16 protein-coding genes are annotated in these 13436 nt (G+C 68.4%); 13 read left to right on the plus strand and 3 right to left on the minus strand.

The features are described from left to right. The first annotated feature begins 56 nt into the window (after positions 1 to 56). The 13 genes from urtA to ACI6GS_RS16820 all read left to right on the plus strand — a co-directional run bounded on the left by urtA (position 57) and on the right by ACI6GS_RS16820 (position 11383). Positions 57 to 1328 carry an urea ABC transporter substrate-binding protein gene (gene urtA, locus ACI6GS_RS16760; RefSeq protein ID WP_439814599.1) on the plus strand — a complete coding sequence of 424 codons (1272 nt, stop codon included), beginning with the start codon at positions 57 to 59 and terminating at the stop codon, positions 1326 to 1328. A 150-nt stretch (positions 1329 to 1478) separates the two neighbouring features. Beyond that, positions 1479 to 3095, plus strand: coding sequence for an urea ABC transporter permease subunit UrtB (urtB, locus tag ACI6GS_RS16765; RefSeq protein WP_439814600.1), 1617 nt, complete (start codon positions 1479 to 1481; stop codon positions 3093 to 3095). Then, the gene (urtC, locus tag ACI6GS_RS16770; RefSeq protein WP_439814601.1) at positions 3092 to 4237 is read left to right on the plus strand and encodes an urea ABC transporter permease subunit UrtC; all 1146 of its coding nucleotides are present in this window, start codon (positions 3092 to 3094) and stop codon (positions 4235 to 4237) included. Before urtB ends, urtC begins: the two co-directional genes overlap by 4 nt. Further along, positions 4234 to 4995, plus strand: coding sequence for an urea ABC transporter ATP-binding protein UrtD (gene urtD / locus ACI6GS_RS16775; protein WP_439814602.1), 762 nt, complete (start codon positions 4234 to 4236; stop codon positions 4993 to 4995). Before urtC ends, urtD begins: the two co-directional genes overlap by 4 nt. Before the next feature lie 3 nt (positions 4996 to 4998). Continuing rightward, on the plus strand, positions 4999 to 5694 hold the full coding sequence (urtE, locus tag ACI6GS_RS16780; RefSeq protein ID WP_439814603.1) for an urea ABC transporter ATP-binding subunit UrtE: 696 nt from the start codon (positions 4999 to 5001) through the stop codon (positions 5692 to 5694). 68 nt (positions 5695 to 5762) lie between these two features. After that, the gene (locus ACI6GS_RS16785; protein WP_439814604.1) at positions 5763 to 6545 is read left to right on the plus strand and encodes an urease accessory protein UreD; all 783 of its coding nucleotides are present in this window, start codon (positions 5763 to 5765) and stop codon (positions 6543 to 6545) included. A 16-nt stretch (positions 6546 to 6561) separates the two neighbouring features. Next, the gene (locus ACI6GS_RS16790) at positions 6562 to 6864 is read left to right on the plus strand and encodes an urease subunit gamma (RefSeq protein WP_439814605.1); all 303 of its coding nucleotides are present in this window, start codon (positions 6562 to 6564) and stop codon (positions 6862 to 6864) included. Positions 6865 to 6875: 11 nt separating this feature from the next. Continuing rightward, positions 6876 to 7181 (plus strand): urease subunit beta, encoded by a 306-nt coding sequence (locus tag ACI6GS_RS16795; protein WP_439814606.1) that lies wholly within the window; start codon positions 6876 to 6878, stop codon positions 7179 to 7181. A gap of 53 nt (positions 7182 to 7234) precedes the next feature. Continuing rightward, entirely contained in the window at positions 7235 to 8944 is a 1710-nt protein-coding gene (gene ureC / locus ACI6GS_RS16800) for an urease subunit alpha (RefSeq protein WP_439814607.1), read from the plus strand. A gap of 8 nt (positions 8945 to 8952) precedes the next feature. Beyond that, a complete protein-coding gene (locus ACI6GS_RS16805; protein ID WP_439814608.1) occupies positions 8953 to 9474 on the plus strand; it encodes an urease accessory protein UreE in 522 nt (173 codons plus the stop codon). After that, a complete protein-coding gene (locus ACI6GS_RS16810; protein WP_439814609.1) occupies positions 9395 to 10162 on the plus strand; it encodes an urease accessory protein UreF in 768 nt (255 codons plus the stop codon). The genes ACI6GS_RS16805 and ACI6GS_RS16810 overlap by 80 nt, the downstream gene beginning before the upstream one ends. Next, positions 10159 to 10788, plus strand: a complete 630-nt coding sequence (gene ureG, locus ACI6GS_RS16815; protein ID WP_439814610.1) for an urease accessory protein UreG — start codon at positions 10159 to 10161, stop codon at positions 10786 to 10788. The genes ACI6GS_RS16810 and ureG overlap by 4 nt, the downstream gene beginning before the upstream one ends. A 10-nt stretch (positions 10789 to 10798) precedes the next feature. Further along, positions 10799 to 11383 (plus strand): HupE/UreJ family protein, encoded by a 585-nt coding sequence (locus tag ACI6GS_RS16820; protein WP_439814611.1) that lies wholly within the window; start codon positions 10799 to 10801, stop codon positions 11381 to 11383. A 77-nt stretch (positions 11384 to 11460) separates the two neighbouring features. Here the strand turns inward: ACI6GS_RS16820 and ACI6GS_RS16825 are convergent, their stop codons facing one another. The 3 genes from ACI6GS_RS16825 to ykgO form a co-directional block, all read right to left on the minus strand. Beyond that, positions 11461 to 12036 carry a tetratricopeptide repeat protein gene (locus ACI6GS_RS16825; RefSeq protein WP_439814612.1) on the minus strand — a complete coding sequence of 192 codons (576 nt, stop codon included), beginning with the start codon at positions 12034 to 12036 and terminating at the stop codon, positions 11461 to 11463. Between the two features lie 44 nt (positions 12037 to 12080). Further along, the gene (locus ACI6GS_RS16830; protein WP_439814613.1) at positions 12081 to 13142 is read right to left on the minus strand and encodes a CorA family divalent cation transporter; all 1062 of its coding nucleotides are present in this window, start codon (positions 13140 to 13142) and stop codon (positions 12081 to 12083) included. A 73-nt stretch (positions 13143 to 13215) separates the two neighbouring features. Further along, positions 13216 to 13341: a type B 50S ribosomal protein L36 gene (gene ykgO / locus ACI6GS_RS16835; protein ID WP_439814614.1), complete on the minus strand. Its 126-nt coding sequence runs from the start codon at positions 13339 to 13341 to the stop codon at positions 13216 to 13218. Positions 13342 to 13436 lie beyond the last annotated feature (95 nt).

Raw genomic sequence — 13436 nt, forward strand, 5'->3', positions numbered from 1 at the left:
GGCCGCGCGCACGCGGTGAGCCGTTGGGGAGAGGCACGAGAATGAAGCAAACGTGGATGGCACGCCTGGCAGGGGCCGCCGTGGGCGCCGCCATGCTGGCCGGTGCGACGGCCGCACATGCCGCCGACACGATCAAGGTCGGCATCCTGCACTCGCTGTCGGGCACGATGGCCATCAGCGAGACGACCCTGAAGGACGTCATGCTGATGCTCATCGAGGAGCAGAACAAGCGCGGCGGCCTGCTGGGCAAGCAGCTTGAGGCGGTGGTCGTCGACCCCGCGTCGAACTGGCCGCTGTTCGCGGAAAAGGCCCGCCAGCTGATCGCGCAGGACAAGGTCGACGTGGTGTTCGGCTGCTGGACCTCGGTCAGCCGCAAGTCGGTCCTGCCGGTGTTCGAGGAGCTGAACAGCATCCTGTTCTACCCCGTCCAGTACGAGGGCGAGGAAAGCTCCAAGAACATCTTCTACACGGGCGCTGCCCCGAACCAGCAGGCGATCCCCGCGGTCGACTACCTGATGGCCGAGGAGAAGGTCGAGCGCTGGGTCCTGGCCGGCACCGACTATGTCTATCCGCGCACGACCAACAAGATCCTTGAGGCCTACCTGCTCGCCAAGGGCGTGAAGCAGGAAGACATCATGATCAACTACACGCCGTTCGGCCATGCCGACTGGCAGAACATCGTGGCCGAGATCAAGGCGTTCGGCTCCACGGGCCGCAAGACGGCCGTCGTCTCGACCATCAACGGCGACGCCAACGTTCCGTTCTACAAGGAACTGGCCAACCAGGGCATCAAGGCGACCGACATCCCGGTCGTGGCCTTCTCGGTCGGCGAGGAAGAGCTGGCCGGCCTGGACACCGCGCCGCTGGTCGGTCACCTGGCCGCCTGGAACTACTTCCAGTCGGTCGAGAACGAGGACAACGAGGCGTTCATCGCCGCGTGGAAGGCGTTCATCAAGAACGACAAGCGCGTCACCAACGACCCCATGGAAGCCCACTACATCGGCTTCAACATGTGGGTGAAGGCGGTGGAGAAGGCCGGCACGACCGACCCGACAGCCGTCATCGACGCGCTGATCGGCGTCTCCGTCCCCAACCTGTCGGGCGGCTACTCGGCGATGATGCCGAACCACCACATCACCAAGCCCGTCCTGATCGGCGAGATCCAGGCGGACGGCCAGTTCGAGATCGTCTCCCAGACGCCGGGCCTGGTCGTGGGCGACGAGTGGTCGGACTTCCTCGAAGGGTCCAAGGACCTGATCTCCGATTGGCGTGCGCCGCTGTCGTGCGGCAACTTCAACGTCAAGACGGGCAAGTGCGGCGGGACCTGAGCCCGTCAGCGCGTACCCTGAAGAGCGGCAGGCCGGGCCTCGTGCCCGGCCTGCGTGCCCCAGGCCCCCTGCCCGCGCCTGCCGGCAGCCGTCCCGACGGCCCGCCCGCGAACGCACGATCCGACTCCTGATCCCTGAACCGCTGGTGCGATGACCCGTATCCTGACGTCGCTGCTCCTTGCCCCGATGCTGGCCCCGCTTCTGGCCCTGGCGCTGGTCCTCGCGGCCGGGACCGGAGCAGCCCGCGCGGCCCCGCTGGACGAGGCCTTTGCCAAACTCGCAGCCGGCGGTTCCGACAATGTCGAAGCCGGCATCCTGATGGTCGTCGCCAGCGGCGACAGCCGCAGCATTGAGATCCTGGAAGCCCTGGCCGACAATCGCCTGCAGGCGGGTCCGGCGGGTGCCGCGATCAAGCTTGCCAATGGCGACCTGGTCGACGCCGCGACCGGCCAGCCCTTTGCCGGCAGTCCGCCGCCCGGCCTGAAGCCGGTGCGTGCCAACAACCGCATCCGCCGCGCCGTGTCCGCGGCACTTGGCCAGCTCACCCTGCTGTCGCCCGACAAGGCCAAGCGGCTGGAGGCCGCGACGTCCGTCTTCCGCAGCCGCGACCCGACCTCCCTGCCCCTGGTCGAGGCGGCGCTGGAGAAGGAGCAGGACGGCCAGGTGAAGCAGGCGCTTGAACTGGCGCGCGCCGCCGTCCTGCTGCACACCGGCACCGACACCCAGAAGCTGGAGGCGATCCCGCAGATCCGCGCGCTGGCCAATGCCGATGCGCGCGGCCTGCTGGCGACGATCCCCAACCCGTCGCCTGCGGTCGCGGCGGCTGCGGACGAGGCCGTGGCCGGGATCGACAGCGCCATGGCCGCCTGGTCCATTGCCCAGAACGCGTTCTTCGGCCTCAGCCTGGGAAGCGTGTTGCTGCTGGCGGCGATCGGCCTTGCCATCACCTTCGGCGTGATGGGCGTCATCAACATGGCGCATGGCGAGATGGTGATGATCGGCGCCTATGTGACCTTCATGGTCCAGGAGGTGATCCGCAATCACGCGCCTGGGCTGTTCGACTGGTCGCTGGCGATCGCCCTGCCCATCGCCTTCGTCGTCGCAGGGCTGGTCGGCATGGCGATCGAGCGTGGCGTGATCCGGTTCCTTTATGGCCGGCCGCTGGAGACGCTGCTGGCGACCTTCGGCCTCAGCCTGATCCTGCAGCAGGCCGTGCGCACGATCTTTGGCCCCACCAACCGCGAGGTGGGCAACCCGTCCTGGATGAGCGGCTCCTATGAACTGGGCGGCATGATGCTGACCTGGAACCGGACCTGGATCATCGTCTTTTCGGCCGTCGTCTTCGTCCTGCTGCTGGTGATCCTGCGGCGGACCGCCTTTGGCCTGCAGATGCGCGCCGTGACCCAGAACCGGCGCATGGCGGCCGCCATGGGCATCCGCACCGCGTGGGTCGACAGCCTGACCTTCGGTCTGGGCTCGGGCGTCGCCGGCATTGCCGGCGTGGCGCTCAGCCAGATCGACAATGTCAGCCCCAACCTGGGCCAGGGCTACATCATCGACAGCTTCATGGTCGTGGTGTTCGGCGGCGTCGGCAACCTGTGGGGCACGCTGGTCGGCGCGCTGTCGCTGGGCGTCCTGAACAAGATCCTGGAGCCGTTCGCCGGCGCCGTCCTGGGCAAGATCATCGTCCTGGTCCTGCTTGTCCTCTTCATCCAGCGAAGGCCGCGCGGGCTGTTCCCGCAAAAGGGCCGGGCGGTCGAATCATGATGCGGCTTCTCTTCAGGGACCGCCTGACGCTCGGCTTCGTCGTCGTCGTCATGGGCTTTTCCATCCTGCTGGCGCTGGGCAACCTGCTCTTTCCGCCGGATTCGGCGCTGCACGTGCCGGCCTATATGCTGCCGCTGGCGGGCAAGTACCTGTGCTATGCCCTGCTGGCGCTCTCGGTCGACCTGGTCTGGGGCCAGGTCGGCATCCTCAGCCTGGGCCATGGCGCCTTCTTCGCGCTGGGCGGCTATGCCTTCGGCATGCACCTGATGCGCGAGATCGGGCCGCGTGGCGTCTATGGCAATCCGGTCCTGCCCGACTTCATGGTCTTCCTGAACTGGCAGGAACTGCCCTGGTATTGGCTGGGCTTCGACAACTTCCTTTTCGCCTGCCTGATGGTCGTCCTGGTGCCGGGCATCCTGGCCCTGGTCTTCGGCTACCTGGCCTTCCGCTCGCGCGTCACGGGCGTCTACCTGTCGATCATCACCCAGGCGCTGACCTTTGCCCTGCTGCTGGCCTTCTTCCGCAACGACATGGGGTTCGGCGGCAACAACGGCCTGACCGACTTCAAGGACGTGCTGGGCTTCAACCTGCAGGCCGATGGCACGCGGGCCACGCTGGTCATCCTGTCGGCCCTGGCGCTCTGCATCGCCTTCATCGGCGTGCGCGCGCTGACCCAGTCCCGCTTCGGCAAGGTGCTGGTCGCGATCCGCGACGCGGAGAGCCGGACCCGCTTCATGGGCTACCGGGTGGAGCAGTACAAGCTGGCCGTCTGGGTCCTGTCGGCGGTGATGGCGGGCATCGCCGGCGCCCTCTACGTGCCCCAGGTCGGCATCATCAACCCGTCCGAGTTCGCCCCCCAGAACTCGATCGAGGCGGTGATCTGGGTGGCCCTGGGTGGCCGCGGCACGCTGGTGGGGCCGGTCCTTGGCGCCTTCATCGTGAACCTGGCCAAAAGCTACTTCACAGGCGCCATTCCCGAGCTGTGGCTGTTCGCCCTGGGCGGCCTGTTCGTGCTGGTCACCGTGGCGCTGCCCTTCGGCATTGTCGGCCTGATCAAGCAGATGACGAAGCGCAAGGCGGCGCCTCCGCCAGCGCCGCCCGCACCCCCCGCCGCAACCGTCCAGACGCAGGCCGCCGAATGACCCCGGAAACCAGCCTGACGCCCAAGCCGCTGCTCTATGTCAGCGGCGTCACGGTCCACTTCGACGGCTTCCGCGCCCTCAACGCCCTTTCCCTGTTCCTGGAGGAAGGGGAGATGCGCGCGATCATCGGCCCCAATGGCGCGGGCAAGACGACGATGATGGACGTCATCACCGGCAAGACGCGACCCGGGTCGGGCGATGTCTTCTTCCGCGGCGATACCGACCTGACCAAGCTGGACGAGGCAGCCATCGCCCAGCTTGGCATCGGGCGCAAGTTCCAGAAGCCGACGGTGTTCGAAAGCCACACCGTCTACGACAACCTGGTCCTGGCGATTGCTGGCCCGCGCTCGCCCTGGAGGGTGCTGTCGACCCGCCTTTCGCCGCGCCAGCGGGAGCGGATCGAGGAAATCCTGGTCACGATCAAGATGATGCAGCATCGCGACCGCCTGGCCGGCGACCTCAGCCACGGCCAGAAGCAATGGCTGGAGATCGGCATGCTGCTGGCGCAGGAGCCGGCACTGCTACTGGTCGACGAGCCTGTCGCCGGCATGACCGATGCCGAAACGGAGGAGACGGCAATCCTGCTGCGCGAGATCAACAAGACCCGCTCCGTCGTGGTCGTGGAGCACGACATGACCTTTGTCCGCGCGCTGGGGGTGAAGGTCACCGTGCTGCACGAAGGCTCCGTCCTGGCCGAAGGGCCACTCGACACCGTCAGTGCGGACGACCGCGTCATCGAAGTCTATCTGGGTCGCTGAGCCATGCTGTCCGTCCAAGGCATCGACCTGTTCTATGGCGCGGCCCAGGCCCTGCACGACGTCTCGCTGGAGGCCAAGGTGGGCGAGGTCACCTGCATCCTGGGCCGCAACGGCGTCGGCAAGTCCAGCCTGCTGCGCGCCATCGTCGGCCACCAGCCCATCCGCAAGGGGGCGATCGTGTGGGAAGGGCAGGACATTTCCCGCCTTCGCCCCGACGACCGGGCGCGGCGCGGCATCTCCTATGTGCCGCAGGGGCGCGAGATCTTTCCGCTGCTGACGGTGCGGGAAAACATGGAGACGGCCTTTGCCGTCCTGCCACGCGCCAAGCGCCGCATCCCCGACGAGATCTATGAGCTGTTCCCGATCCTGAAGACCATGCTGCGGCGGCGCGGCGGCGACCTGTCGGGCGGCCAGCAGCAGCAATTGGCCATTGCGCGGGCGCTGATCATGCAGCCGCGCCTGCTGGTTCTGGACGAACCGACGGAGGGCATTCAGCCCTCCATCATCAAGGACATAGGCCGCGTCATTGATCTTTTGCGCCAGCGAGGCACGATGGCAATCGTCCTGGTCGAGCAGTATTTCGACTTCGCCCGCGAACTGGCCCAGCAGTTCGAGATCATGGACCGGGGCGAGGTGATCCTGGCCGGCCGGCCCGAGGACCTGGACGAGAACGAAGTCCGGCGGCATATGACGGTGTGACCCAGCAGACATGGCCTCCCCTGCCGACGTGCCCAGCCCAGCCTGCGCTCCAGCGGGCGGAGGGGCGGTTGCGCCTGGGCTTCAAGCAGCGCGACGGCGCCACCGTCCTGGCCGACCTCTATCAGCAGGGCTCGGCCCGCGTGAAGCTGCCCCGGGTCGAACGGGGCGAGCCGCAGACCGGCGTGCTGATCAACACTGCCGGCGGCCTGACCGGCGGCGATGTGCAGTCGGTCTCCGTCACCTGGGAGCGGGGCACGCGGGCGGTCGTCACCAGCCAGGCGGCGGAGAAGGTCTACCGCGCGCGGGACGGTGCCGCACGGGTGGACGTGACGCTGAACGTCGGACAGGACGCCCAGGCAGAATGGCTGCCGCAGGAGGCCATCCTGTTCGACCGCAGCGCACTCACGCGGAGGACCATCGTCACCCTGGCCCCGGGCGCATGCTTTCTGGGCGTCGAGATGCTGGTCTTCGGCCGGGCCGCGCACGGCGAGACGATGCGCCAGGGCCGCGTTCGGGATACCTGGCTGATCCGGCGCGGGAATGTGCCGATCTATGCCGATGTCCTGGCCCTGGACGGCGCTGTTGCCGACCGCCTCGACCGTCCGGCCCTGGGTGGTGGAGCACGGGCGCTGGCCAGCCTGGTGATGGTGGCGCCGGACGTCGCCGCCCTCCTGGACCCCGCACGGGCGGCGCTGGCCAATGCGGGCACCACGGCCGCCGCGAGTGTGCTGGACGGCGTCCTGGTAGCGCGCGTCGCGGCCCCGGATGGCGCCTCTCTGCGCGGCACGATCCTGGGCCTGCTCAACGTCTTGCGCTGTGGCCGGCCAGTCCCGAAAGTATGGCGCTGCTGATGAGAAAGAGGGTCTCGTGAACCTGTCCCCCCGGGAAAAGGACAAGCTGCTGATCTCCGTCGCCGCGATGGTCGCAAGGCGCCGGCTGGAACGTGGCGTGAAGCTCAACTATCCGGAGGCAATCGCCCTCATTTCGGACTTCGTGGTCGAAGGTGCCCGGGACGGGCGCTCGGTCGCCGACCTGATGGCGGCCGGCGCCACGGTGCTGACGCGCGACCAGGTGATGGAGGGGATCGCAGAGATGATCCACGACATCCAGGTGGAGGCGACCTTCCCCGACGGCACCAAGCTGGTCACCGTGCACGACCCGATCCGCTGAGGAGACGCATCATGATCCCCGGCGAAGTCATTGCAGCCGAAGGCGATATCGAGCTGAATGCAGGCCTTGACGTGGTCACGCTGACGGTTGCCAACACGGGCGACCGGCCGATCCAGGTCGGTAGTCACTATCACTTCTACGAAACCAACCCGGCGCTTTCCTTCGAGCGGGAACAGGCGCGCGGCCGTCGCCTGGACGTGCCCGCCGGGACCGCCGTCCGCTTCGAACCGGGCCAGACGCGCGAGGTCAGCCTGATCCCCTATCGCGGGACCCGCGAGGTGATCGGCTTCCGCCAGGCGATCATGGGCCCGCTCTAGGTCCGCCGCACCCAACAGACGTCCTTCCCCGCTTACGCCGCCTGAGGATTTCGATGCCCGTCCGCATTTCCCGCGCCGCCTATGCCGACATGTTCGGTCCGACCGTGGGCGACCGCGTGCGCCTGGCCGATACCGAACTCTTCATCGAGATCGAGGAGGACCGCACGATCTATGGCGAGGAGGTGAAGTTCGGCGGGGGCAAGGTGATCCGCGACGGCATGGGCCAGAGCCAGGCCAGCCGGGCGGCGGGCGCCGTCGATACCGTCATCACCAATGCCGTGATCATCGACCATTGGGGGATCATCAAGGCCGACGTCGCCATCCGCGACGGCCGCATCCACGCCATCGGCAAGGCGGGCAATCCCGAGGTCCAGCCCGGCGTCGACATCATCGTCGGTCCGGGCACGGAGGTGATTGCGGGCGAAGGCAAGATCCTGACCGCGGGCGGGATCGACGGCCACATCCACTTCATCTGCCCGCAGCAGGTGGAGGAAGCCCTGGCCAGCGGGATCACCACGATGGTCGGCGGCGGCACCGGGCCCGCGACCGGGACGGCGGCGACCACCTGCACGCCTGGGCCCTGGCACCTGGAACGCATGTTCCAGGCGGCGGAGGGCCTGCCCATGAACCTGCTCTTTGCCGGGAAAGGCAATGCCAGCCGGCCCGACGCCCTGGTCGAGATGATCCGCGCCGGGGCCGGCGCGCTGAAGCTGCACGAGGACTGGGGCACGACGCCCGCCGCCATCGACTGCTGCCTGTCGGTCGCCGAGGACCTGGACGTCCAGGTCATGATCCACACCGACACGCTGAACGAATCCGGCTTTGTCGAGGATACGATCGCCGCCTTCAAGGGCCGCACGATCCACGCCTATCACACCGAGGGTGCCGGCGGCGGGCACGCGCCCGACATCATCAAGGTGGCGGGCCTGCCCAACGTCATCCCCTCCTCAACCAACCCGACCCGGCCGTATACCCGCAACACGATCGAGGAACACCTCGACATGTTGATGGTCTGCCACCACCTGGACGCGAACATCCCCGAGGACGTGGCCTTTGCCGAAAGCCGCATCCGGCGCGAGACGATCGCGGCAGAGGACATCCTTCACGACCTGGGCGCGTTCTCGATCATCTCGTCCGACAGCCAGGCGATGGGCCGCGTGGGCGAGGTCATCCTGCGGACCTGGCAGACCGCGCACAAGATGAAGGTGCAACGCGGCTCCCTGCCCGGGGACAAGCCCGGCAGCGACAACCTGCGCGTGAAGCGCTATGTCGCGAAGTACACGATCAACCCGGCCATCGCGCAAGGCATCTCGCGCCATGTCGGCTCCATCGCGGTGGGCAAGCTGGCCGACCTGGTCCTGTGGCGGCCGGCCTTCTTCGGGGTGAAGCCCGACCTGGTGCTGAAGTCGGGGACCATCGCCATGGCGCTGATGGGCGATCCCAATGCCTCGATCCCGACGCCGCAGCCGGTGCACTATCGCCCCATGTTCGGCGCCCTGGGCACCGCACTCAGCGAAAGCGCCGTCACCTTCGTTTCCAAGATCGCGTTCGAGGACGGCCTGGCCGACCGCCTGGGCCTGCTGCGCCAGGTCATTCCGGTGGAGGGCACGCGCCGGATCGGCAAGGCCGACATGATCCACAATGACGCGACACCGGTGATCGAGGTCGATCCCGAAACCTATGAGGTGCGGGCCGATGGCGCGGTCCTGACCTGCGAGCCGGCCGACGTGCTGCCCATGGCCCAACGCTACTTCCTGTTCTGACCATGGTCATGCGCCGCATCACCGGGCTGGCCCATGCCGGAACCTTCGACGCCAGTGCTGCGGTCGACCGGGTCGTGCTGGACCACGACGCCCGTCATCGCCGCCGCATCCGCCTGGAAAGCGTCGGCGGCCGGGCCTTCCTGCTGGACCTGGCCCAGGCTGCACGGCTGCGCGACGGCGATGGCCTGGTCCTGGACGACGGCGCCGTCGTCGTGGTCGAGGCCGCGCACGAGACGCTGGCCGAGATATCGGCGCGCGACCGCGACGACCTGGTGCGCATTGCCTGGCACCTGGGCAACCGCCACCTGCCGACGCAGCTTCTGGGCGACCGCCTGCGCATCCGCGACGACCATGTCATCGTCGACATGGTGCGCGGCCTGGGCGGCACCGTGACGATGGTCCAGGCGCCCTTCGATCCCGAAGGCGGCGCCTATTCGGCACCCGCCACGCATGGTCACCACCACCATGATGGCGACGGTCACGACCACGACCACCCGCACGACCATGGGGGCCATCATCACCACGACTGATGCCGCCCTTTATCGCCTGCTGGCCTGGCTGTCGCCGTCCTATCCGGTTGGCGCCTTCACCCGGTCGCATGGCTTGGAGTGGGCGGTGGAGCAGGGCTGGGTGACGACGCGCGAAGGGCTGGCCGACTGGCTTGCCGACCTGCTGCTGGCGGGTTCGGCCCGCACCGATGCCGTCCTGTTCGCCTTCGCCTGGCATGCCGCGCGCGCCGGCGATGCCGCCGGCCTGCGCGACCTGGCACAGCTGGGGGCTGCCCTGGCGCCGATGAAGGAGCGCCGGGCCGAGACGATGGCGCAAGGGGCGGCATTCCGCCGGATCTCGATGGCTTCCTGGCCAGCCGCGACGCTTGCCCTGCTGGACGACCTGCGCGACGACGCCCTGCCCTACCCCGTCGCCGTCGCGGTGCTGGCCGCGGGTCACGGCGTGCCGCTGGGCCCCGGCCTGACGGGCTACCTCCATGCCTTCGCCGCCAACCTGATCTCCGCGGCGCAGCGGCTTGTGCCGCTGGGCCAGACGCACGCGCAGCAGGCCCTGGCCGACATCGCGGATGACGTCATCGCGACCGCTGCCTGGGCCGCTGGCCTGGACCCCGCCAGCGACCCGCTCGACCATGTATCGGGTGCCGCATTCCGGTCGGACATCGCCGCCATGGCCCACGAAACCCAGTACACGAGGCTGTTCACAACATGAGCCAATCCGTTCACGGCCCCTTGCGCGTCGGGGTCGGCGGGCCCGTCGGGTCCGGCAAGACCGCGCTGATGGACGCGCTGTGCAAGACGCTGCGCGAGCGCTACGATATCGCCGCCATCACCAACGACATCTACACCAAGGAAGACGCGGAATTCCTCACCCGCTCCGGCGCGCTTCCGCCCGAGCGGATCCTGGGGGTGGAGACGGGCGGCTGCCCCCATACCGCCATCCGGGAGGACGCCTCGATCAACCTGGCGGCGGTGGCGGAAATGCGGAACCGCTTCCCGGCCCTGGACCTGGTGCTGATCGAATCGGGTGGTGACAACCTGGCCGCGACCTTCAGCCCCGAACTGGCCGATATCACGATCTATGTCATCGACGTCTCGGCCGGCGACAAGATCCCGCGAAAGGGCGGCCCGGGCATCACCCGCTCGGACCTCCTGGTCATCAACAAGATCGACCTGGCGCCCATGGTCGGCGCCAGCCTGGAAGTCATGGACCGCGATGCCCGCAGGATGCGCGGCGAACGGCCCTTCCTGTTCGCCAGCATCCGTGGCGGCAACGGCGTGGCCGAGGTCGCCAGTTTCATCGAGACCGCCGGCGGCCTGTCCGCCGACGCAGCCTGAGGACGCAGCCATGATCCGCTTCAAGCATCTTGCCCTGCCGCTGGCCTTCTGCCTGGTGGCGGGTCCGGCCTTCGCCCATACCGGGGCCGGGGCGACCCACGGCTTCACGCACGGCTTCCTGCACCCGATCCTGGGGCTGGACCACCTGCTGGCCATGATCGCTGTCGGCCTGTGGGCGGGCCTGGCCGGTGGCCGGGCGCTGTGGCTGTGGCCGACCGCGTTTGTGGGGTCGATGCTGGCCGGCGGTGCGATCGGCATGACGGGGGCAGAGGTGCCATTCGTCGAACTGGCCATCGTCCTCTCCCTGGTCGCGTTCGGTGCCGCGATCGCCATGGACTACAAGCCCGCGCCTGCCCTGGCCGCAGCCGTCATCGCGGTGTTCGGCATCGCCCACGGCTTTGCCCATGGGGCGGAAGCACCCGCCGACGCCAGCGGCCTGACCTATGCCGCGGGCTTCGTCGCCGGAACTGCCCTGCTGCACGTGGTTGGCCTCGCCATCGCGGTGGCATGCAGCCGCACGATCGGCCGCCTGGCGGGTCGCGCGCTGGGGGCCGGCGTGGGCATCGCGGGCCTCGCCCTTCTCGCCGGCGCCTGACGCGCATCCCAGGGACATCCCCCGCCCCAGGCGGGGGAGACATGGACCGCAAGCGCCCCTGTGCCCAGGCGGTCAGTTCAGATCGGCTTGCCCTCGACCTCCTCGGCCAGGGCATCGACATGGGCGGCCGCGCCGGGCAGGTTGGGGTTCACCGCCAGCGCCCGGCGGAACGCGTCCAGCGCCTTGGCCTTGTCGCCCCGTTCCAGGTGGATCATGGCCAGGCCCGACAGCGCCCCGAAATGGCGCGGCTCCAGCATCAGGACGCGGGCGCAGTCGGCGATCGACTTGTCGTACTGGTCCAGCAGGTAGTACAGCGTCGCCCGCTTGTTCCAAGCCTCGGCAAAGTCGGGCTCCATCTCGATCGCGGCGTTGAACAGGGCCAGCGCGATCCCGCCCTGGCGCATCTGCATCGCGCGCGTGCCGCGCAGCACAAGCTGATCCGCCCTGGGATTGCCGCTGTGCATCCAGGCGTCCCAGATCCGTGCCTCGATCGGCGCGGCCTCGGCCGGGGAGCCGGCGGCCTTCAACTGGGCGAACAGGCGGTCGAGCATCTCATCCTCCCGTGCCTGGGCGGGCCATGCCGCCGCCGAGAGGGCCAGCACCAGCAGGACCAGCACGACCTGGGCCAGGGCGGGATGAGGGGGATGGACCATGCGTGTCCCCGCGAAGGGCTTGGCGTTCGCACACGCACAAAATGCTACAGCCAGCCGCGCCAGCGGAACAACAGGTAAGGCACCACCGCCGCAATCCCCATCACGCCCAGCGCCATGGGATAGCCCCAGGGCCAGGCAAGTTCCGGCATGTTGGCGAAATTCATGCCATAGACGGTGCCGACCAGCGTGGGCGGCATGAAGACGACGGCGACGATGGACAGGATCTTGTTGATCACGCTCTGCCGCAGCGTGATGGCGCCCATCGCGGTTTCCAGCAGGATCTGGATCCGCGTCGACATCCCCTCGCCGTGGCGCGCCAGGGCCGCGATGTCTCGGTCGAACGCGCGGATGCGCGTCAGGTGGCGGGGTTCGAACGAATGGCCGCTGACCTCGGTCAGGAATTCCGCGATGGGGTCCAGCCAGATCAGGGCGTCCAGCAGGACGGCGATCGAATCGCCTTCGCGGCCCAGAGCCCGGATCAGGGCCTGCAGCACCTGGTCGGCCCGTCGGCCCCGGCCGCCCAGTTCCGACGTTGCGGCATAGGCCCGCCGGGCCAGCGGCGCCACCTCGGCGGCCGTCCGCTCCAGTACGTCCGACACTTCGCCCATCACCGCCTCAACGAGGCCGATCAGGACGGATTCGGGGCAGTCCAGCCGGCTGGCGTCGATCTCCTCCACGAAGCTGCGAAAGGATGCGGGCGTGGTCGCGCGCAGCGTCACCAGCAGTTCGGGTACAAGGATGAAGCCCACCGGCTCGGCATGGGCATGGCCGGTCGCCTCCTGCACCAGCAGGGGCAGGATCAGGATGGCCGCGCGTCCCTTGCGCCGGAAGCGTCGGCTGGCGGTGATGTCGCGCAGCGATGCCATCGGCGGCAGGTCGACGCCGATCCAGGCCTCGACCGTCTGTTCCTGCTCCGGCGTGGGATTGACCAGGTCGACCCAGACAAGCCCGTCCGGCAGCGCTTCCCCCGGGACGAGGGCACGGGATTGGTAGCTGTCCTGGCGGCAGATGTGCAGGACCGCGGCAGGTTCATGCGCTGCCGCGCCCTGGATGCCCGCCATCTGGGTGCCCGCGCTTTGGCCTGTGGCCGGTGCGATGGCACTCATGACTGCCGCGCCCCCCGGATCTGGTCCTGGGGTCGGGCAGTCACGATTCTAGGGGTACGAAAGCCCCGGGGGCTCAGCCCTGGCGGGCCTTGTAGCGCTTCTGCGTCTTGTTGATGACGTAGATGCGGCCCTTGCGGCGGATCACGCGGTTGTCCCGGTGACGGCCCTTCAGCGACTTCAGCGAGTTGACGATCTTCATGGCCCTGGCTCCGGGGCCTCAACCGCCCCTCGACTGAACGAATCCGGCAAGGGCGGCACCGGCCACCCCTGTATTCAAGGCCGCGGAAGCTAGGC

The sequence above is a fragment of the Zavarzinia sp. CC-PAN008 genome, from assembly GCF_051903925.1.
In the GTDB taxonomy this organism is placed as follows: Bacteria; Pseudomonadota; Alphaproteobacteria; order Zavarziniales; family Zavarziniaceae.

Bases quoted from the DNA above. Each gene is read 5' to 3' on its own strand.
- ykgO (WP_439814614.1), bottom strand. From the start codon at position 13,341: ATGAAGATCGTCAACTCGCTGAAGTCGCTGAAGGGCCGTCACCGGGAC.
- urtE (WP_439814603.1), top strand. From the start codon at position 4,999: ATGCTGTCCGTCCAAGGCATCGACCTGTTCTATGGCGCGGCCCAGGCC.
- ureC (WP_439814607.1), top strand. From the start codon at position 7,235: ATGCCCGTCCGCATTTCCCGCGCCGCCTATGCCGACATGTTCGGTCCG.
- urtC (WP_439814601.1), top strand. From the start codon at position 3,092: ATGATGCGGCTTCTCTTCAGGGACCGCCTGACGCTCGGCTTCGTCGTC.
- urtD (WP_439814602.1), top strand. From the start codon at position 4,234: ATGACCCCGGAAACCAGCCTGACGCCCAAGCCGCTGCTCTATGTCAGC.
- ACI6GS_RS16820 (WP_439814611.1), top strand. From the start codon at position 10,799: ATGATCCGCTTCAAGCATCTTGCCCTGCCGCTGGCCTTCTGCCTGGTG.
- ureG (WP_439814610.1), top strand. From the start codon at position 10,159: ATGAGCCAATCCGTTCACGGCCCCTTGCGCGTCGGGGTCGGCGGGCCC.
- ACI6GS_RS16805 (WP_439814608.1), top strand. From the start codon at position 8,953: ATGCGCCGCATCACCGGGCTGGCCCATGCCGGAACCTTCGACGCCAGT.
- ACI6GS_RS16810 (WP_439814609.1), top strand. From the start codon at position 9,395: ATGGTCACCACCACCATGATGGCGACGGTCACGACCACGACCACCCGC.
- urtA (WP_439814599.1), top strand. From the start codon at position 57: ATGGCACGCCTGGCAGGGGCCGCCGTGGGCGCCGCCATGCTGGCCGGT.
- urtB (WP_439814600.1), top strand. From the start codon at position 1,479: ATGACCCGTATCCTGACGTCGCTGCTCCTTGCCCCGATGCTGGCCCCG.
- ACI6GS_RS16830 (WP_439814613.1), bottom strand. From the start codon at position 13,142: ATGAGTGCCATCGCACCGGCCACAGGCCAAAGCGCGGGCACCCAGATG.
- ACI6GS_RS16795 (WP_439814606.1), top strand. From the start codon at position 6,876: ATGATCCCCGGCGAAGTCATTGCAGCCGAAGGCGATATCGAGCTGAAT.
- ACI6GS_RS16825 (WP_439814612.1), bottom strand. From the start codon at position 12,036: ATGGTCCATCCCCCTCATCCCGCCCTGGCCCAGGTCGTGCTGGTCCTG.